General features: G+C 63.6%; 17 protein-coding genes. 10 read left to right on the top strand and 7 right to left on the bottom strand.

The annotated features are described in order from the left end of the window. Positions 1 to 11 precede the first annotated feature (11 nt). From ACFSCT_RS04595 to ACFSCT_RS04605, 3 genes are read left to right on the top strand one after another with little or no spacing between them, the layout of a single operon-like run. Entirely contained in the window at positions 12 to 869 is an 858-nt protein-coding gene (locus tag ACFSCT_RS04595) for an ureidoglycolate lyase (RefSeq protein WP_379140483.1), read from the top strand. Further along, complete coding sequence (gene otnC / locus ACFSCT_RS04600) at positions 866 to 1,516, top strand: 3-oxo-tetronate 4-phosphate decarboxylase (RefSeq protein ID WP_379140485.1); 651 nt, start codon at positions 866 to 868, stop codon at positions 1,514 to 1,516. The genes ACFSCT_RS04595 and otnC overlap by 4 nt, the downstream gene beginning before the upstream one ends. Before the next feature lie 42 nt (positions 1,517 to 1,558). Next, on the top strand, positions 1,559 to 2,281 hold the full coding sequence (locus tag ACFSCT_RS04605) for a hydroxypyruvate isomerase family protein (protein WP_379140486.1): 723 nt from the start codon (positions 1,559 to 1,561) through the stop codon (positions 2,279 to 2,281). Positions 2,282 to 2,287: 6 nt separating this feature from the next. Here ACFSCT_RS04605 and ACFSCT_RS04610 read toward each other — a convergent pair whose 3' ends face one another. The 5 genes from ACFSCT_RS04610 to ACFSCT_RS04630 form a co-directional block, all read right to left on the bottom strand. Next, the gene (locus tag ACFSCT_RS04610) at positions 2,288 to 3,184 is read right to left on the bottom strand and encodes an EamA family transporter (RefSeq protein ID WP_379140487.1); all 897 of its coding nucleotides are present in this window, start codon (positions 3,182 to 3,184) and stop codon (positions 2,288 to 2,290) included. A 125-nt stretch (positions 3,185 to 3,309) separates the two neighbouring features. Beyond that, a complete protein-coding gene (locus ACFSCT_RS04615; protein ID WP_379140489.1) occupies positions 3,310 to 4,035 on the bottom strand; it encodes a GntR family transcriptional regulator in 726 nt (241 codons plus the stop codon). After that, entirely contained in the window at positions 4,032 to 4,988 is a 957-nt protein-coding gene (locus tag ACFSCT_RS04620; RefSeq protein WP_379140491.1) for a 2-hydroxyacid dehydrogenase, read from the bottom strand. Before ACFSCT_RS04620 ends, ACFSCT_RS04615 begins: the two co-directional genes overlap by 4 nt. Positions 4,989 to 5,075: 87 nt before the next feature. After that, positions 5,076 to 5,870, bottom strand: coding sequence for an SDR family oxidoreductase (locus tag ACFSCT_RS04625; protein WP_379140493.1), 795 nt, complete (start codon positions 5,868 to 5,870; stop codon positions 5,076 to 5,078). Between the two features lie 12 nt (positions 5,871 to 5,882). Beyond that, a complete protein-coding gene (locus tag ACFSCT_RS04630; RefSeq protein ID WP_379140494.1) occupies positions 5,883 to 7,664 on the bottom strand; it encodes an IlvD/Edd family dehydratase in 1,782 nt (593 codons plus the stop codon). A gap of 136 nt (positions 7,665 to 7,800) precedes the next feature. Here ACFSCT_RS04630 and ACFSCT_RS04635 point away from each other — a divergent pair, with 136 nt between their 5' ends. The 7 genes from ACFSCT_RS04635 to ACFSCT_RS04665 all read left to right on the top strand — a co-directional run bounded on the left by ACFSCT_RS04635 (position 7,801) and on the right by ACFSCT_RS04665 (position 15,570). Next, positions 7,801 to 8,712, top strand: a complete 912-nt coding sequence (locus tag ACFSCT_RS04635; RefSeq protein WP_379140496.1) for a dihydrodipicolinate synthase family protein — start codon at positions 7,801 to 7,803, stop codon at positions 8,710 to 8,712. Further along, positions 8,709 to 9,857 carry a fumarylacetoacetate hydrolase family protein gene (locus tag ACFSCT_RS04640; RefSeq protein WP_379140497.1) on the top strand — a complete coding sequence of 383 codons (1,149 nt, stop codon included), beginning with the start codon at positions 8,709 to 8,711 and terminating at the stop codon, positions 9,855 to 9,857. The genes ACFSCT_RS04635 and ACFSCT_RS04640 overlap by 4 nt, the downstream gene beginning before the upstream one ends. 470 nt (positions 9,858 to 10,327) lie before the next feature. Further along, on the top strand, positions 10,328 to 11,257 hold the full coding sequence (locus tag ACFSCT_RS04645) for a hypothetical protein (RefSeq protein ID WP_379140498.1): 930 nt from the start codon (positions 10,328 to 10,330) through the stop codon (positions 11,255 to 11,257). A 1-nt stretch (position 11,258) separates the two neighbouring features. Further along, a complete protein-coding gene (locus ACFSCT_RS04650; protein WP_379140500.1) occupies positions 11,259 to 13,007 on the top strand; it encodes a hypothetical protein in 1,749 nt (582 codons plus the stop codon). Between the two features lie 61 nt (positions 13,008 to 13,068). Continuing rightward, positions 13,069 to 13,542 (top strand): hypothetical protein, encoded by a 474-nt coding sequence (locus ACFSCT_RS04655; protein WP_379140502.1) that lies wholly within the window; start codon positions 13,069 to 13,071, stop codon positions 13,540 to 13,542. Between the two features lie 377 nt (positions 13,543 to 13,919). After that, complete coding sequence (locus tag ACFSCT_RS04660) at positions 13,920 to 14,222, top strand: M15 family metallopeptidase (protein WP_379140725.1); 303 nt, start codon at positions 13,920 to 13,922, stop codon at positions 14,220 to 14,222. A 433-nt stretch (positions 14,223 to 14,655) separates the two neighbouring features. Further along, on the top strand, positions 14,656 to 15,570 hold the full coding sequence (locus tag ACFSCT_RS04665; RefSeq protein ID WP_379140503.1) for a rolling circle replication-associated protein: 915 nt from the start codon (positions 14,656 to 14,658) through the stop codon (positions 15,568 to 15,570). A gap of 746 nt (positions 15,571 to 16,316) precedes the next feature. Here the strand turns inward: ACFSCT_RS04665 and ACFSCT_RS04670 are convergent. Beyond that, positions 16,317 to 17,066 carry a polysaccharide deacetylase family protein gene (locus ACFSCT_RS04670; RefSeq protein WP_379140505.1) on the bottom strand — a complete coding sequence of 250 codons (750 nt, stop codon included), beginning with the start codon at positions 17,064 to 17,066 and terminating at the stop codon, positions 16,317 to 16,319. Further along, entirely contained in the window at positions 17,063 to 18,115 is a 1,053-nt protein-coding gene (locus ACFSCT_RS04675; protein ID WP_379140506.1) for a glycosyltransferase family 4 protein, read from the bottom strand. The genes ACFSCT_RS04670 and ACFSCT_RS04675 overlap by 4 nt, the downstream gene beginning before the upstream one ends. Between the last annotated feature and the right edge of the window lie 209 nt (positions 18,116 to 18,324).

Genomic DNA, 18,324 nt, shown 5'->3' on the forward strand with positions numbered 1-18,324 from the left:
GGGAGAGTCTGATGAAACTGCTGCGCTATGGTCCCGCGGGGGCCGAAAAGCCGGGTCTTCTGGATGACGACGGGCAGGTCCGCGACCTGTCGGGTCACGTAAAAGACATTGCGGGCGACGTACTTACGCCGGCCGGCCTGGACAAGCTGCGGGCCATCGACCCGGCGTCCCTGCCGGTGGTCAAGGGCAAGCCGCAGGACGGGTTGCGGCTGGGCGCCTGTGTGGGCGAGGTGCGCAAATTCATCGCGATCGGGCTGAACTATGCCGATCACGCGGCCGAATCCGGCATGGACGTGCCGTCCGAACCGGTGGTTTTCAACAAATGGACCAGCTGCATCGTCGGCCCGGATGACGATATCCAGATCCCGCGCGAATCGAAAAAGACCGATTGGGAAATCGAACTGGGCGTCGTCATCGGCGCGCCCGCCTCGGACGTCAGCGAGGCCGAGGCGATGAAACATGTCGCGGGCTATTGCGTGGTGAACGACGTCAGCGAACGCGAATGGCAGATCGAACGCACCGGGACATGGGACAAGGGCAAGGGGTTTGACACCTTCGGCCCGATCGGCCCGTGGATGGTGACGGCCGACGAGATTCCGAACCCCGAAAACCTTGCCATGTGGCTTGAGGTCGACGGCAAGCGCTATCAGGACGGCTCGACCAAGACGATGGTGTTCGGGGTCGCGGCGCTGGTCAGCTATTGCTCGCGGATCATGACGCTTTTGCCCGGCGACGTGATCACCACCGGCACCCCTCCGGGCGTCGGTCTGGGTCAGAAACCGCCCGTGTTCCTGCGCGGCGGCGAAACCATCCGGCTGGGTATCGAGGGGCTGGGCGAGCAGACGCAGAAAGTGCTGCCCGCCAAATGACCCCTGCCGAGTCGCGTCTGCGCGAGACGCTTTGCGAGCTGGCCGCCTCGCTTTATCAGCGCGGCCTGACGCATGGCTCGACCGGCAATATCTCGGCACGAACCCCGGATGGCGGCCTTCTGGTGTCGCCGACCGGATCCAGCTTTGGCCGGCTGGACCCGGCCCGGCTGGCGCGGTTCGACGACCGGGGGCGTCAGATCGACGGCGATCCGCCGACCAAGGAAATGGCGCTGCACAAGGCGTTCTATGACACCCGCGACGGCACCGGGGCGGTGGTGCATCTGCATTCCTGCCATTCGGTCGCGCTGTCGATGCTGCCGGGTCAGGACCCCGACAACTTTCTGCCGCCGCTGACCCCTTATGCGATCATGCTGCTGGGCAAGGTCCGCCTGCTACCCTATTTCCGGCCCGGCGATGCCGCCATGGGCGATGCCGTGCGCGGGCTGAACGGGCGCCGCGCGGCGGTCATGCTGGCCAATCACGGCCCGGTCGTCGCGGGCAAGACCCCCGAGACCGCCTGCAACGCCATCGAGGAACTGGAAGCCACGGCGCGGCTGGCGCTGATGTTGCGGGGACAGGACCCGCAAGGCTTGACAGCAGAGCAGGTCGCCGATCTGATTACAGTGCACGGTATTTCTTGGGAATGAATGGTACGGTTATCTGCGAATTTGGGGTTTCTCTGGCCGGAGTTGAGCTTACCTCAGGCGATATTCGCAGCACATCGTGCCGGATTTGACGCGGTCGAAACCCACAGTCTGGACCTTGAGGATATAGACGCCGTCAAAGCCGCCCTGGACACTACCGGGCTGCCCCTGCAACTGATGAACACGGGGCAGGGGGCGCCGGGCGAAATCGGCTTCAACGCCATTCCGGGGCGCGAGGCCGAGGCACGCGCGGATATCGACAAGTCGATCGCCATCGCCCGCCGGCTGCAATGCGACGCGCTGCATCTTCTGGCCGGGTTTACAGACGCGCCGGCGGCCGACACGACCTTTCGCGCCAATCTCGATTACGCCTGCGACGCCGCGGCCAGACATGACATGACGATCCTGATCGAGCCGTTGAACCAGCAGGACATGCCGGGCTATTTCCTGTCGCATGCCGACTATGCGCTGGCGCTGATCGACCGCATGGGACACCCGAATCTGAAGCTGATATTCGATTGCTATCACGTGCAGATCATGGACGGCGATCTAAGCCGGCGGATCACCGCGCTGCTGCCGCTGATCGGCCATGTTCAGATCGCCTCGGTCCCCGATCGCGGCCCCCCAGACGAGGGCGAGGTCAATTATCGCCACATCTGCCGGCTGCTCGACTCGCTCGGCTGGAACCGGCCTCTGGGTGTCGAATACATCCCCGTGGGTCTTACCGAAGAAACCCTTGGCTGGATGCAATGGCTGCGCGAAAGCTGAGCCTTTTCAGGCGCCGGGGGGCAGGGCCTGCGTGGCGCCGGGGCGCTGTCGCGGCTTTCTGATCACCGTCATCAGCAGCCCGACCAGCACCAGCGCCGCCCCCGCCAGCCGCGCCGGCCCGAAGGATTCCCCCAGAATAAGCGCCGAGGACAGCATTCCGAAAATCGGCACCAGCAAGGAAAACGGCGCCACCTGACCGGCGCCGTGGCGCGAGATCAGATAGCCCCAGCCCGCGAAGCCAAGGATCGTCGCGACATAGGCCACGTAAAGCACCGCGCCGACCCCGTACCAGTTCAACGCGGCGATCGCCTGCCGGTCCGCATCGGCGCCCTCGATCAACAGCGACAGGATCAGCATCGGCACCGACGGCACCAGCGAGACCCAGACCATCAGGTTCAGCATGTTCACCGGCCCCGCATGGCGCATGATAATATTGGAAAACCCCCATGCCAGACCCGCGCCCAGCAACAGGACCAGCCCGGTCACGGTGAACCCCGCGTCGACGCTGGTCGCGACCAGCGCGATGCCGCAGAAGGCGACGAACACCCCCGCGATCTGGCCGCCCGTCGGCCGGTCATGCAGGATCAGCGCGGCAAGGATCAGCGTGAAAAACGCCTGCGATTGCAGCAGAAGCGAGGCGAGCCCCGCCGAAACGCCCAGGTCCATTCCGACGAACAAAAGCGAGAATTTGATCACGCCCAGCACGGTGCCGATGCCAAGGATGATCCGCCAGCTGACCGCCGGACGCGGCAGGAAGAACACCAGCGGCACGGCGGCAAGGGTGAACCGCAGCGCCGAGAACAACAGCGGCGGAAAATTCTGCAGCCCGACCTTGATCACCACAAAGTTGAAACCCCAGGCGACCGCGATCAGCCCGGCAAGCAGGATATCCTTTGGCGACATGGGTGACGATGTGGGTGGCGACATGGGGGACCGACGCTCCGCGATCATGGAAGGGTTCAGAACAGCCGGATCAGTACTGACGCGCCACGCCGCCATACGCAAGCCGCCATACGCAAGCCGCCGCATCACGCCCGGCCGAGTTTGACCGGCTGCCCGGGGCCGCCCGCCGTTTCCCGCGCGTTGGCGGGACCGGATGCCGCATCCGGGGCGAAATGACGTTCGACATTGCGGATGAAGCCGTCGAAATGCGACCGGATGTGGCGCATCATGGTGGCGCCGTCGCGGGCCCGAAGCGCCTGCGCCATGCCCGCGTGATCGGCCAGAACCCGGGCGGAATCGGTGCGCTGGCTGGCCGAGATGAACCGTATCCGCCACAGCCGAGCAAGGTATTCGCCATGCGTCCGGGCCAGCGCCGGGTTATGCGCCGCCGCGACGATATTGCGATGCATCTGCATGTCCAGATCGAACACGTCCAGCTTGTCGCCGGTGGCATGTTCGGCCGCGACGCGCGCATTCAGATCAAGGATGGCGTCGATTTCCGGTTCGGTGGCCCGCAGGCAGGCCAGTTCGCCCGAAAACATCTCGAGCTGACGCAGAACGACGATTTCGTCCAGAACCTCCTGCAGGCCGGGGTCGGCGACGACGGGGCTGCGCAGCGGGCGCAGGATCACCAGCCCCTCCTGCGAAAGGATGCGCACCGCTTCGCGCAGCGGCGTGCGGCTGACGCCCAGCCGGGCGGCGTGATCGCGTTCCTTGATCGGGCTGCCGGGGGGCAGGTCACCGATCAGGATCTCGCGCCGCAACTGGCGGGCAAGGTTGGCCGGATAGGTGGGATCGCCCCGATCGCTCACGTCGATGCTTTGGGGGCGTTCACGGGGGTTATCGGCGGACGCCCCGCCAGCACCTCGGTCAGGTTGCGGCGCTGCAATTCGCCCATGGCGGCGCGGGTCTCGACGGTGGCCGAACCGATATGGGGCAGGGGCAGGACGTTCGGCGCCTGGGCCAGCCGCGGGTCGATCTTCGGCTCGCCCTGGAACACGTCCAGCGCCGCGCCGCGCAGCCCGCCGTTCTGAAGCGCCTCGATCAGCGCCGCTTCGTCGATGACGCTGCCGCGCGAGATGTTCACGACGACGCCATCGGGGCCAAGCGCCTCGATCACCTTGGCCGAGACCATGTCCTTGGTGTCCGGGCCGCCGACCAGCGCGATCACCAGATCGTCGACGGCGCCCGCCAGCGCCACCGGATCGTCATGCCAGACCCAGCCGGCGGGCGTGTCCTTTTCGCTGCGGGACCAATAGTGGATCTGGGATTTGAACGCCGCCAGCCGGTCGGCGATCTCGCGTCCGATGCGGCCCAGACCCAGCACCCCGACCCGGCGCCCGGACATCTTGCGCGACAGCGGCAGGTCGCCGGTCGTCGCCCAGGTGCCGGTTCTGACCGCCTTGATCCCGGTCTCGAAGTCGCGGACCTGCGCGATCAGCATGCCGACGGCCAGATCAGCGACATCATCGCTCAGCACGTCCGGCGTGTTGGTGACCTGTATCCCGCGCGCCGTCGCCGCCGCCACGTCGATGGCGTCATAACCGACGCCGTAATTCGCGATCACCCGCAACGCCGGCAACAGCGCCATTTCCGCCGCGCCGAACGGCTGATGGCCCTTGAACGCCAGCCCCTCGACCGTGGCGCGGTCGGCGTCGGACAGGGCTCTCAGCTCATCATTCGACGCCACGGTCACGGCCCCGAGCGCGGTCAGGGCCGCCTGATCGGAATCGCTGTAACTTCCCAAGGCCACAATCTGCGGCATGCGTTTTCCTTTCGCAACATGGCGGCCATGCCGCCGTCAGGTTCGATCACCGCGCCGGCCAGACCGACCGGCGCGCCATCGTCATGTTCAGCCGCGGCCCACGAACGGCATGTTGGTGGCCATGATGGTCATCGACTGCACATTCGCGCCATCCGGCAGGCTGGCCATATGCAGGACCGCATCCGCCACCAGCTGCGCGTCCATCACCGGCTCGACCTTGATCGAGCCGTCGGCCTGCGGCACGCCGGTGGTCATCGCCTGCGCCATCTTGGTCAGCGCGTTGCCGATGTCGATCTGCCCGCAGGCGATGTTGAACGGACGGCCGTCCAGCGCGATGGTCCGCGTCATGCCCGACACGGCGTGTTTCGAGGCGGTATAGGCGATAGAGCCCGGCCGCGGCATGGTCGAGGAGACCGAGCCGTTGTTGATGATCCGGCCGCCCTGCGGTTTCTGGGCGCGCATCACCCGGAACGCGGCCCGGGCGCAGTTGAACACCCCGATCAGATTGACCTCGATCACGTTGCGGAACGATTCCGGCGTGGTCAGGTCGGGGGTCAGGGGCGGGCTGCCGGTGCCGGCGTTGTTGAACAGCACGTCGACCCGCCCCCATTCGCTGACCGCGCGGTCAAAGGCCGCGTCGACCGCATCGGCATCGGTGACGTCGCAGGGCAGGACGAGCGCGCCCGCCACGCCGTTTGCCACCCCGTCTGCCGCACCGCCTGTCGTCTCGGCCGCCATCTCTTCCACCGTCTCGCGCAGCGCATCCTCGCGCCGGCCGACAAGCCCGACCCGCCAGCCGGCGTTCAGGAATGTCTGCGCGGTCAGCCGGCCGATACCGCTGCCGGCGCCGGTGACGATGATGGTTTTCGTGGTCTCTGGCATGGCGCTGGCCCCTTAGTGATTGTCGCGCGGAAGCGTTTTCACCACCCGCTGATAAGCGGTGGCGAGTTCCAGACAACCGCCATCGGCCAGTTGCCCGACATTCTTGCGATAAATCTCTTCCCACGGGGTCTGATTGACCAGCGTGGGCGCAGTCCACGCATCGCGGCGCGCCTGCCATTCGGCGTCGTCGACCAGCGCATTCATGGTCCGCGCGTTCAGGTCGAGCCGGATCATATCGCCGGTTTTCAGGAAGGCCAGACCGCCGCCCACGACCGATTCCGGGCTGGCGTTCAGGATCGAGGGGCTTTCCGAGGTGCCCGACTGACGCCCGTCACCGACGGTCGGCATATGGTTGATGCCGGCTTTCAGCATCGCGTCCGGCGGCTGCATGTTCACCACCTCGGCGCTGCCCGGATAGCCGACACAGCCGACGTTGCGGATGAACAGGATGCAATGTTCGTCGATCTTCAGCGCCGGATCGTTGATCCGGTCGTGATAATCCTCGGGGCCCTCGAAAACGATGGCGCGGGCCTCGTGCACGCCCTCATGCCCCGGGTCGGACAGGAAACGCTTGCGGAAATCCTCGGAAATCACGCTGGTCTTCATCAGCGCGCTGTCGAAGAGGTTGCCGGAAAGCACAAGGAATCCCGCATGCGGACGCAAGGGGTCGGTGAATGGCCGGATCACGTCATGATCGGTCGAGCGGATCTGCGCCACGTTCTCGCCCACAGTCTTGCCGGTGACGGTCATCGCATCGGGCCGCAGATGCCCGGCCTGCTGCAATTCCCCCATCACGGCGGCGACACCGCCGGCGCGGAAGAAACTTTCGCCCAGGTATTCGCCCGCCGGCTGCATGTTGACCAGCAAGGGCAGATCAAAGCCGATGGTTTCCCAGTCCTTGACGTTCAACGCGACCCCGGCATGGCGTGCGATGGCCTGAAGATGCGGCGGGGCGTTGGTCGAGCCGCCGATGGCGGTGTTGACGACGATGGCGTTCTCGAAAGCCGCGCGGGTCAGGATGTCGCTGGGCTTCAGATCGTCCAGCACCATCTGAACGATGCGCTTGCCGGTTTCATAGGCCATGGCCATCCGCTCGCGGAACGGCGCCGGAATGGCTGAGCAGCCGGGCAGGGACATCCCCAAGGCCTCGGCCATTGCGTTCATCGTGCTGGCTGTGCCCATGGTGTTGCAATGGCCAAGGCTGGGGGCGCTGGCGCAGGCGCGCTCGATGAATTCCTCATAGTCGATCTTGCCCTCGGCCAGCAGGCGCCGGCTTTCCCAGACGATCGTGCCCGAGCCCGCGCGCTTGCCCTTCCACCAGCCGTCCAGCATCGGACCGCCGTTGAGGGTGATCGCAGGAATATCCATCGTCGCCGCGCCCATCAGCATGGCGGGCGTGGTCTTGTCGCAGCCGGTGGTCAGCACCACCCCGTCGATGGGATAGCCGTGCAACACCTCGACCAGCCCCAGATAGGCGAGGTTGCGGTCAAGTGCTGCGGTCGGGCGCTTGCCGGTTTCCTGAATGGGATGGACCGGAAACTCGATCGGCACGCCGCCGCCGTCGCGAATGCCCGCCTTGATCCGGTCCATCAGGAAAACATGGATCTTGTTGCAGGGCGCCAGATCGCTGCCGGTCTGGGCGATGCCGATCATCGGCCGGTCGCCCTGCAATTCCTGCCGGGTATAGCCCTGATTCTGATACCGCTCGATATAAAGCGCGGTCATGTTGGGATTGTTCGGATTGTCGAACCATTCCTGCGAACGGAAACGCTTGTTGGCGCGGGTGTCGGTCATGGTGGCTGGATCCTTTCGCATGCGGCGGACGGGCTGTTGATTTTGGTATACCAGATGTGGCATGGCTGTAAAGGACAGAGGGGCGCGGGGGCAGGGGCCACGGCGCGCCGATCAACGCAAACCAGGGGGGCAGGGGATGCCGCAATACGAAGGAATCTGGCCGGTCGCGCCGACGCCGTTTCACGATGACGGCCGGATCGACGAGGAAGGCATGCGGCGCGTGCTCGACTGCATGGTCGATCAGGGCGTCGACGGCATCTGCATTCTCGCCAACTTCTCGGAACAGTTCCTGATCACCGACGCCGAGCGCGAGACGCTGACCCGGCTGTCGCTGGAGCATGTCGCGGGCCGGGTGCCGGTGATCGTGACGATCAGCCATTTCGCCACGCCCATCGTCGTCGACCGCGCGCGCCGAGCCAAGGATCAGGGCGCCGATATCGTGATGATGATGCCGCCCTATCACGGTGCGCTGATGCGCGGCACCGCCGAGCAGACGTTCGAGCAGTTCCGCGCCGTGGGCGAGGTCGGCATTCCGATCATGGTGCAGGACGCGCCCTTGTCAGGCGTCGACCTGACCGTGCCGCTTCTGGTCCGCATGGCGCGCGAGATCGAGATGGTGAAGCTGTTCAAGATCGAATGCGCCCAGGCCGCCGCGAAGTTGCGCACGCTGATCGCCGAGGGTGGCGCGGCCATCGAAGGGCCTTGGGACGGGGAAGAGGCGATCACGCTGCTGGCGGATCTGGACGCGGGCGCGACCGGGGCGATGACCTCGGCGATGATCCCCGACCAGATCAAGCCGGTGCTTACGCATTGGAAGGCCGGCGACCGCGCCGCCGCCACGGCGGCCTATGCCCGCGTGCTGCCGGCGGTGAACCATGAAAACCGGCAATGCGGGTTCCGCTCGGCCAAGGCGGTGATGAAGGAAGGCGGGGTTATCGGCTCGGAGTTCTGCCGCCACCCGATCGCCCCCTTGCATCCGGCGACCCGGGCGATGTTGATGGATCTGGTGCGGCCGCTGGACCCGGTGGCCTTGCGTTGGGGGAAATGACGATGCACGAACAGATGAACCTGCCATCGGGTGGCCGTTTCGTCGGCCGTGTCTGGCGGCCCGGCATCGGCCCGGCACTGGTCACGGTGCGCGGCGATCAGGTGGTCGATGTCACCAGCGCCGAGGCGCCGACCATGCGCGATCTGCTGGAGATGGACGATCCCGCCGGGTGGCTGGATGCGCAAACCGGCGAGGTGATCGGCACGCTGGCCGATCTGCAGAATGCCGGGCAGGGCGCCGATGACCTGCGGCTGCTGTCGCCGGCCGATCTTCAGGCGATCAAGGCGAGCGGCGTGACCTTCGCCGATTCGATGGTCGAGCGCGTGATCGAGGAACAGGCCGCCGGAAACCCCGATCTCGCCGCCGGAATCCGCGCCCGTATCGGGGCCGCCATCGGCGACAACCTGCGCGGCATCGTGCCGGGTTCGGAACGCGCCGCCGAGGTCAAGGCGGCGTTGCAGAAGGAAGGGCTGTGGTCGCAGTATCTGGAGGTCGGGATCGGCCCGGACGCCGAGATTTTCACCAAATGCCAGCCCATGGCCTCGGTCGGCTGGGGCGCGCAGGTCGGCCTGCACCCGATCAGCCGCTGGAACAACCCCGAGCCCGAAATCGTGCTCGCGGTCGACAGCCGTGGCCGGATTCTGGGCGCGACGCTGGGCAATGACGTGAACCTGCGCGATGTCGAGGGCCGCTCGGCGCTGCTTTTGGGCAAGGCCAAGGACAATAACGCCAGCGCCGCGCTGGGCCCGTTCATCCGGCTGTTCGATGACAGCTATGACCTTGACGACGTGCGCGGCGCCGAATTGACGCTGCGGGTCGAGGGCGCGGACGGTTTCGTGATGGACGGCGCGTCCTCGATGTCGCGGATCAGCCGCGATCCCGCCGATCTGGTCAGTCAGGCGCGCGGACGTCATCACCAGTATCCCGATGGCTTCATGCTGTATCTGGGCACGCTGTTCGCGCCGACGCAGGATCGCGGCGCGGCCGGTCAGGGCTTTACCCATCAGGCGGACGATCTGGTCACCATCCATGAACCCAATATCGGCACTTTGGCGAACCGGGTGGCGCTGTCGACCGAATGTCACGAATGGACCTTTGGCGCCGGTGCGCTGATGCGCAATCTTGCCGGGCGTGGGCTGCTTTAGCGGCCCACGTATATCGGCTGTAGTTCCATAATACCGATTATCACAAATAGAGGCATCCTAGGTTGTATAGGAGGCTTCTGTGTTCAAATTCGAGGATTGGCGGCCCCTGTGGGTCATAGCGGCTCGGACGTTGGTTCCGGGCCTGTTCGGTGCGCTCGGAGCGATGTTCGCGACGATCGCGCCGGCCTTCCATAGTGCGTTTTGTGCGGGGTTTACGGTATGACCCCGCAGTCTGTTAGCACGTATGATGAGGCGCTGCGCTGGCTGTGGCAGCATGGCTATGCCGAAGAATGGTTCGACTCGGCCGAGGATTGCTTGCCAGTCGTCGGCCGGTTCGTTTGTGATTTTTTCTGGGTGACCCCGGCGCGGCTTCTTGGTGATCTGCGCGAGGGCTGGCGGTCGGCCAGTCGTCCGGCTGCGCCGGCCGGTAGCGGCTGGCGCGGTCCGGTCCGGTCCCGGAGGGCACGCTGATGGCGCTTGGTCTCGGCAGCATACTCGGTATCGCTAAGGCCGGCGTCGATATTCTCGGCGGTCTTTTCGGCCTTAAAAAGGCTAATGAAAAGCAACCCGGTCCGCGTGAAAACCTTCTGGCGCAGGCGCAGGGCGCGCGCGAAGCCGCAGCGAAATACGGGTTTAACCCGCTTACTATGTTGCAGTACGGGCAGACCGGTCCCGGTCTGTCTGGTGGTGCCCCTCCCCTTGCCTCGATTGATCTCTTGTCCGGCGGTCTTGCCGGGCTTGATGATGTGATTTCGGGCGACGCCGCGCGGCGGCGTCAGGCTGATCAGCTGGAGCTTGACCTCGCTAAGATCAGGTTGGATCAGGCCCGCTCCGGTGTTTATCAGATAGAACCGCAGGCGGTTCATTCAATCGGCGTTGGTCCGTCGCCGCTTGGGCGTCGGTCCGGTCAGGTCGTTCAGCGCAATGTTCAGGTGGTTACGCCTCGCATGGCGGCGCGGTCGGCGCGCAATCCGGGTTATTCCGGTCCTACCGGGAAGTTTTCTGCCGGCGAAAGTCGGGTGACGCCGGGCCGTCCTGTTAAGGTCGATGAGGTGTCGAATACCGGCGGTGTTATCGAGGTCGAGAACGCGTTCACCGGTGGACCGGTGATCATCCCAGGTGACGGCGGTGAGCCATGGGGATGGGATGAGATGGCTACTGCGCTGATGTGGGGCGCTCCGCAGGTTGTCTACAATAAACTTAGCTCCGCCGCGAAGGCCGGCGCTGTGCGCCTGCCTCGTGACGGTTTCGCGGAACCCGGCCTTGTCATCGATATGGATGCTGGCCGTGTGTATCAGCGCGGTAAGAAGGAAGAAAAATCCAAGCGCGATCAATACGATCTGCGCGGGTGGCCGTTCAACGGTCTTAATCCCACCAGCGACGCTTATCGGAGGAAATGATATGGCGCGACAATCCACGACTCCCGTTCAGTTTACCCAATCGACCCGGCGCGATGCGGCCGTGACCATGTCCAGCGCGCGTGCTGGCGTGGTGGTGCCCGTCACCTACATTCCGCTTCTTGCGGAGGACAGCGCGTCCGGTTCCGTCGGCATCGACGTCCAGTTGAAGGAAATGCCGAAGCCGCTCCTGAACGGCGTTCAGGCGAATTTTCAGGCGTGGTTTGTGCCGAAAACTGCCCATCCGCAGTTTCCGGGGCGCGACGAATACATGCACGCCTATACCGGCGAAGCGATCAAGGCGCTTGGCGCCGATGATCGCGATCCGCCGCCGTTCTTTACGGTGCTTCAGGGGCAGGCACGCACGACGGCGGAGGCGTCGGTTTTCTTCAAAACGCTGGGGCTGCACGTGCCTCAAGGCGTGCCGCTGAACACCGATCTGCTTGACGCGTTTTCGGTCATCTACAATTTCCGGCTCGCTGCGCATTCATCGCGGCTGACGCGCCGGCCGTACGCGTCGGAAGATATCGGTGCGGCGACCACCCTGCCCCGTGCGTTCTGGCCTTCGTCGCGCTTGTCGCGTGTGGTGCCTGACTATGAACGCGCGTTGATCTTGGGCAATTTCGATCTCGATATTGCTGTCGGGCAGGTGCGTTTGCGCGGTGATGGCAAGATCGTTGGTAACGACAGTTCGCGTATCTGGCGTCTGGTCGAGGGCGATACGGTTCCCAATCCGCCGTTGGGTGAGGGTCAATTGAGTATCGATCCGACGGGCCAGACGATCATGGATGATCTCCATCCGCTCTATATCGATCCCGGCCTTGGTAACTGGCAGGTCGACTTTTCAAACGTTTGGGGTGAAATTGGCGGCGCCGGTCCTAATGGGACGGCTATCGGTATCACGCTCGCGGACATCGACAAGGCCCGTACGACGCAGGCGTTTGCTAAGCTTCGCACGGCATATGCCGGCAATGATGCGACCGGGTTCGACAATGACGAAACCTTGGTCGCTCTGCTGATGCAGGGCATGTCGGTTCCGCCCGAGGAGTTCAAGCGGCCGTGGCTGCTTGACTCGGCGCGTGTGCCGGTCGGCTTTGCCGAGCGGTTCGCGACCGACGCGGCCAACCTCGATCAATCGGTCACGCTCGGTCGTGCGTCGGCTGTGTTGCGGCTTAACGTGCCTCGGCAGGACGTTGGTGGCGTCATTGTCGTGACGCTTGAGGTTCTGCCGGAGCGCATCGACGAACGCATGTGCGATGACTGGATTTCGGCCGACGCGCCCAATGATCTTCCGAATGCGCTCCGTGACATTCAGCGGGTCGAGCCGGTGGACTACGTGCCCAATCGCCGGATCGACGCCAAGCACAATGAGCCGGGCGGCTTGTATGGGTACGAACCCATGAATGACCGCTGGAACCGTGACTTCACGCGGCTGGGCGGCGATTTTTATATGGCCCAACCCGGCGGCGGCTGGACTGAAAACCGGTCCAATATCTGGCAAACCGAGATCGTCAATCCGAAGTTTTCGGATGAACATTATCTTGCGCCGGCGCCGTTTCCGCATTCCGTTTTTTCGGATGCGAACGCCGATGCGTTCGAGTTCGTCGCACGCCATAACGTGGCCATTCGCGGTCTGACGCAGATCGGCGACGTCCTCGCCGAGAATAACGACGACTACGACGCCGTTAAGGGGTCGGGTATGCCGGACGGCACGCCGCGTGCCCCGTATCCGGTGGGGCCGATGGCTCCATAATCGGCTATCGCCGTAACTGGCCGGGTGGTAGTCACCCGGCCCTTTTTTGCGAGGTTTTTGCATGCGATTTGATCCATATTCATGGCACGAGGTGTCAGTCAATGAAGAATACGAAGCGGCCAAAGGCCGCCTGCGGGTGCGGTGCAGTGCACAAGCCCCGCTCTACATCTCCGCGCAGGGCTGTGAAGCCCTCGCGGGCGTTGAGACCTCGTTCGACGTCGAGGTATCGGAAGCGGTGACGTGGCGCGTTGACGCTCCGGAGGGCGTTCGCGTGTTTGTTCACGCGCCGCCCGGTACGGTGCTTCCGTCGATCGGTGAGGTTTTCACCAACATCGACCGCCTTCCGGAAGAAAGCGGGTCGATGTATGAGGTTCAGAAAGCGCTTCGCGCTCTCGAAATGGAGCGTCGTGCTTACGGTCGCGATATGCGCGCGGCGATTGCTGCGGTTCGGCGGCAGGGGTCTGTTAAGACCCCTGCGCCGTCGGCTGTCGCGCCTGTCGAGCCTGAACCTGATGCCGATGAGGCCGAAGAATGAGGCCGGGTGCTGTGGTCTCGAAAGTGTGGCAAGATTTGTTCGCGGGGCGTCTCCGAACGCCCCAAGCGATCATCGCTGCCTTCCGGGGCGAACGGCCGTTGCCTGATCCTCGGTTTTTGTCCACGCCGGACGATGGTTTGGTGTGGGACGCTCCTAAGCGCCTTCAGGCGCGTGGTTTTTTATCCTCGAACGCCGCTCTTCGCCAGTACGACATGGCCAACTGGGCGCATGTCGATCCTCGCCTTATGGCGTGGTCTGGGCGCTTTATCGAGGCGGCTCGCCGGCGCGGTATCCCGCTCTATGTGCACACGGCCCTTCGGGGCCGTGCCGAACAGGATCGGCTGCGTGCATCTGGTCGGACTAAGGCGAGCTATCCTATGTCCGCCCATAATATTGGTGAGGCTGTGGACGTGGTCCACGGTCTGTATCATTGGGATATGTCTCTTGATGAGTGGCGGTTCCTGCACGCTTTGGGCGTGCGGGTCCTCGACCGCCTCAACGCCGGTGTTCCGGCGGCTGATCGGCTGCGCCTTGAGTGGGGCGGCAATTGGTCGTCTTTGTACGATCCTGCGCATTGGGAAATCTGGGATTTCCGTTCCCGCCGTCGACCACTCGCTGATGTGCCGCCTGTGCGCTATACTCCGGCCGGGCTTCGTGCCCGGTACGGAGGTGTAGGTTGATCTGGAAGGCTTTGGTTGTTTATTTTTGGGCGCTGTTTTTGGGCGGATGTCTATTCGCCGTTATTCAGGCGCTCAATGATTTTGGTTAATGCCGTAATTCGGCGCTGATATGAGCAGTTAGCATGCTTTGCATTCGCTTTGCGCGCGCTGCTTTTGGCGCTGATTTACACGGCATTTGTTTAGAATTTGTCCCCCGGCAACGGAGACTCCATATATCGGAGTTGACGGGGGGCAAATTCGTCCGTCCCGCGCGTGAAGTTATATCTTCACGCGCGGGCGGGTGTGGTTCTTGATTTACATACCCTTTTAGTGACACGACCCGAAGGAGGCGAAAATGTGTATCAACCCTAGCTATGTTTGGGTGTCACGCGGTCCGAATTGGGAAAAGCAGCCCGTCGCGTGTCGCCAGTGCTGGCGGTGTCGTCAGAACCGTATGAATGATTATGTCGCTCGCTCGCTTGCCGAGGCGGCAACGTCGGAGGTGTCCTGCGCGATCACGCTGACCTATGCTCCGCGCGATGATCTCGCGGATAAGGTGCTGCTGCCCCGTCATTTCCAGCTTTTTATGAAGCTGCTTCGTCGGTCGGGTCACAAAGTTAGGTATCTGGTTGCCGGCGAATATGGTGATCAGAAAGGCCGCGCGCATTTTCATGCGCTGCTGTTTTTTCAGCATTTGGCCGATATTCCGGGAGTTCCGGGTTATAACCCGGCGCATTTGCACGACCCGGAAAGTTCCGAGCGTTTCTCCGGCCAGATACCGCATAAGCGAATGGTGCACATTCGCGAGTGGCCGCATGGCCACGTTAATTTGGATTGGTCCTTTTCGGATAAATCCGCAAGGTATGTCTGTAAATACCTGCTTAAAGAGGATAAGCAAAACGCTTGGTTTTCTTTGAGCAAAAAGCCGGCCCTCGGGGCGGCTTGGTTTGCGGCGCGCGCGGAGAAGGCGCGCGAGTTGGGCGTATTGCCTTCCTCTTTTGAATATCTTCCGCCGGGTGGCGATAAGTCCCGGCGGTATATGATGACAGGTGCCACACGGCGGGATTATCTCGCCGCGTTGGCGCCTGTCGAAACTGATCGGCCGCGTATGTCTGAATGGGTTGGTAAGACGTACGACAAGCACGCGCTTGCGGCGCGGGTGGCCGATCTGGAGGCACAGCCTGTTGAGGTCATCGACGAAGCGTATCGCGAGAACCGGCAACGGCTTGGTGAACAAGCCGGTATCGCGCGCAAGTTTTCGGACGCGCGCGAGGTTGAGCGGCTCGATGCCATGAGTAAGGCGTTCGGGCCGCTTGTTAAGGTTGATGGCGAGTGGAGACCGTGGAGGGTCGAGCATGAGCGTTCGTAAGCGTCGCGCACGTCAGGAGCGTGCGCAAACTCTTGATATAAATCGGCCCGTCGCGCGGGTGGCCCGTGAGACGGTTCGCGAGCCGTCTCGCGGCACGTTTCGCGTGGCGCGTGCGCAACGTGTGTTGTCGGACGCGCTTCCTGCGGTCGTGCAGCAGCGTAGTGTCGCGCCACGTGTCGATCGGGCGAAGCTGCGCGCGGCTGAACCCGCGAAGCGGGTGGCGTCTAAGCCGTCTCGTGCGTCGGTTGAACCTTCGGCTCGTCCGAAGGCGCAATTGAACATGCGTGCCGCGGCGTGTAAGGCTCGGCCTGCCTCGTCGCGCGGTTCCGGCGGTTCAAGGCCATTCGTGCCTTGGTGCAAAAAATGATGCAACTTGAGGTGGGTAGGTGTAATAATACCACCTCGGTTGCGCGGCGTGTTATGTTCGCGCTTTGTCTACCTGTAGGTAGCAATTTTTTGCTTGACTGATACCGCGCGTTGTGTGCGGTACTATATGAGCCTCTTTTGTGCGGCCGGTTCCCGTCTACCGATTATCACAATTTTGGATATATCGGACGGCGGGTTACGCCTCTCTGCCCCGGCGCGGTTTTTTGACGGGCCTTGCCGGGTTGGCGGCTTTCGCGTGATGCGAATGTTCAGGATCGCGCAAAGCTGCCGGTGATCCGTGGGCGTTTCCCGGCTGGTGCTGCGCGGGCAGTCGGTAAATTTCATTCGCCACCGCACTAATCGCGGTCAAGCGCCTGTTTTTACAAAGGCTTTCCGCTTGCGATCTTGCCGGATTTCGGCGCGTCCTTCATGAACAGCTTCCACATGAACCCGAACCTGTCGTCGCCATAGGAAATTGCCTTGCGCGGCAATGCCATGGGATCAAAACCTGGCGACGCAGCGCCCCGCACACATGTGACGCCGGTCATATACCCGGCCCGCGCCGCCGCCCGCATACTGTCACTGTTATATGAGCCATAGGGATAGCACATGTGGCGAACCTCGCGGCCCAGTCCGTCTTCCAGCAATGCCTTGCTGTCCGCCATCTCTGCAAGCTGTCCCACGGGCGACAGCTCCGCCAAGCGGATATGGTGAAGGCTGTGGCTGCCTATTTCGACGCCGCGCTGCTGCAGGTCCCTCAGTTCATCCCAGTTCATCAGCGGCGGCGTGGCATGGCCGGCGTCGGCAAGCCAGTCGGCGGTTCCCCCGACCATGCCGGCGATCGCGTAGACGATCGAAGGAAAACCGAACTCCTCCAGTATGGGCAATGCGTTCTCGCGAAAGTTCCTGCAACCGTCGTCGAAGGTCAGAACGGCCGCACGTCGCGGCATCGGCGCTTGACCAGACAAGGCGAGCGCCGCGTCGGACATGGAAATAACCGGTACACGCAACCGGCGCAGGGTATTCATTTGCGCCCGGAACCGTCCAACGTCGCAATAGGACGCCCGATGCGTCCTGATATCGCGGAAAGTTCCGACCTGATGGTACATGAAGATGGATATGCCGCTCATCCACGTGCCTGTCTGTTCCGTATTGCCTGTTCATAGATGGCTTCGGTCCTGCGGACCATCACCTCTTCGGTGAAACGGGCCTCATACACTTCCCGCGCCGCCTGCCCCATGCGCTGGCGCAAGGCGTCATCGCGGCCCAGCCGCTGAATGGCCTCGGCCAGCGCCGGCGGGTCTTCCGGCGGGACCAGCAGACCCGAGCGTCCATCCTCGATCACCTCGGGGATGCCGCCGATGCGGGCGCCGATACTTGGCCGGCCGGCCGCGCCCGCCTCGATAAGCGACAGGCTCAGCGCCTCGCGGCGCGACGGCGCCAGCATAAGGTCGATGCCGTCGAAAACGCCGCGAAGGTCGCTCGCCTCGCCTTTGAATTCGACCCGATCCTGTAGCCCAAGCTCAATGGTCTTTGCCTTCATCTGCCGCGCCCAGTCGGTATTGTCCGGTCCGATGATCACCAGACGCAGCGGCAGATCGTTCTGTAGAAGATGTACGGCTTCAAGCGCGATGTCGTGCCCCTTGACGGGTTCCAGCCGCGAAAGCATCCCAAGCGTCAAAGGCCGGTCAGCCCCAATTCCCGCCGGCGACGGCGCCGCGGCAAGCCCTAGGTCGCCGACCCCAAGATATACCGAGACGATGTGTTCCGCCGGAAATCCCTTGCCGATCAGGAACTCCCGCACCGCATCTGATACGGTGATGATGGGGTGGTCATGCCGCAATCGCGACGAGGCATTCGTCGAATGGGCGGTCGCAACCACGGGCATGCGCGCGGTTTTCGCCATCAGCGCATAACGCGTGCCCCGCATGGCATGACCGTGCAGGATATCCGCCCGCCACGTCCGCGCGAAACGGCGCAGCTTCCATGCTGACCTGTAATCATACATGCCGCGCATCGGCAGGTGCTGGCATTCAAGGCCTTCGGCGGCCATCGCGCGCCCCAGCCAGCCATCCAGCGGACCCGCAAAGGCCACCTGATGCCCGGCGCCGCGCAAGGCGGCGGAAAGCGCGACCACATGCCGCTCGATCCCGCCAAGATTGACCCCGTGACCGACCATGACGATCTTTAGCGGTCGTTGGGCCGACCTGCCCTGCCCCATCAACACATTAACCAACTAACTCAGAAACAACGAACGGTAACGCCCCATCCGAATGGGGTTTTTCGTTGTTAGAAGGTGACGGCGCGGGTGTCCATCGACGGACGGGGGCGCGGAGTGGTGCTTATTGTCGCAGGTGGGTAATGGCCCCGGGACCGGTCAGCGCCGTT

The sequence above is a fragment of the Paracoccus pacificus genome, assembly GCF_042680785.1.
Taxonomy (GTDB): domain Bacteria; phylum Pseudomonadota; class Alphaproteobacteria; order Rhodobacterales; family Rhodobacteraceae; genus Paracoccus; species Paracoccus pacificus.

Bases quoted from the DNA above. Each gene is read 5' to 3' on its own strand.
- ACFSCT_RS04655 (WP_379140502.1), top strand. From the start codon at position 13,069: ATGCGATTTGATCCATATTCATGGCACGAGGTGTCAGTCAATGAAGAA.
- ACFSCT_RS04675 (WP_379140506.1), bottom strand. From the start codon at position 18,115: ATGGTCGGTCACGGGGTCAATCTTGGCGGGATCGAGCGGCATGTGGTC.
- ACFSCT_RS04610 (WP_379140487.1), bottom strand. From the start codon at position 3,184: ATGTCGCCAAAGGATATCCTGCTTGCCGGGCTGATCGCGGTCGCCTGG.
- ACFSCT_RS04625 (WP_379140493.1), bottom strand. From the start codon at position 5,870: ATGCCAGAGACCACGAAAACCATCATCGTCACCGGCGCCGGCAGCGGT.
- ACFSCT_RS04650 (WP_379140500.1), top strand. From the start codon at position 11,259: ATGGCGCGACAATCCACGACTCCCGTTCAGTTTACCCAATCGACCCGG.
- ACFSCT_RS04660 (WP_379140725.1), top strand. From the start codon at position 13,920: ATGTCCGCCCATAATATTGGTGAGGCTGTGGACGTGGTCCACGGTCTG.
- ACFSCT_RS04635 (WP_379140496.1), top strand. From the start codon at position 7,801: ATGCCGCAATACGAAGGAATCTGGCCGGTCGCGCCGACGCCGTTTCAC.
- ACFSCT_RS04640 (WP_379140497.1), top strand. From the start codon at position 8,709: ATGACGATGCACGAACAGATGAACCTGCCATCGGGTGGCCGTTTCGTC.
- ACFSCT_RS04620 (WP_379140491.1), bottom strand. From the start codon at position 4,988: ATGCCGCAGATTGTGGCCTTGGGAAGTTACAGCGATTCCGATCAGGCG.
- ACFSCT_RS04665 (WP_379140503.1), top strand. From the start codon at position 14,656: ATGAATGATTATGTCGCTCGCTCGCTTGCCGAGGCGGCAACGTCGGAG.
- ACFSCT_RS04645 (WP_379140498.1), top strand. From the start codon at position 10,328: ATGGCGCTTGGTCTCGGCAGCATACTCGGTATCGCTAAGGCCGGCGTC.
- ACFSCT_RS04630 (WP_379140494.1), bottom strand. From the start codon at position 7,664: ATGACCGACACCCGCGCCAACAAGCGTTTCCGTTCGCAGGAATGGTTC.
- otnC (WP_379140485.1), top strand. From the start codon at position 866: ATGACCCCTGCCGAGTCGCGTCTGCGCGAGACGCTTTGCGAGCTGGCC.
- ACFSCT_RS04595 (WP_379140483.1), top strand. From the start codon at position 12: ATGAAACTGCTGCGCTATGGTCCCGCGGGGGCCGAAAAGCCGGGTCTT.
- ACFSCT_RS04670 (WP_379140505.1), bottom strand. From the start codon at position 17,066: ATGAGCGGCATATCCATCTTCATGTACCATCAGGTCGGAACTTTCCGC.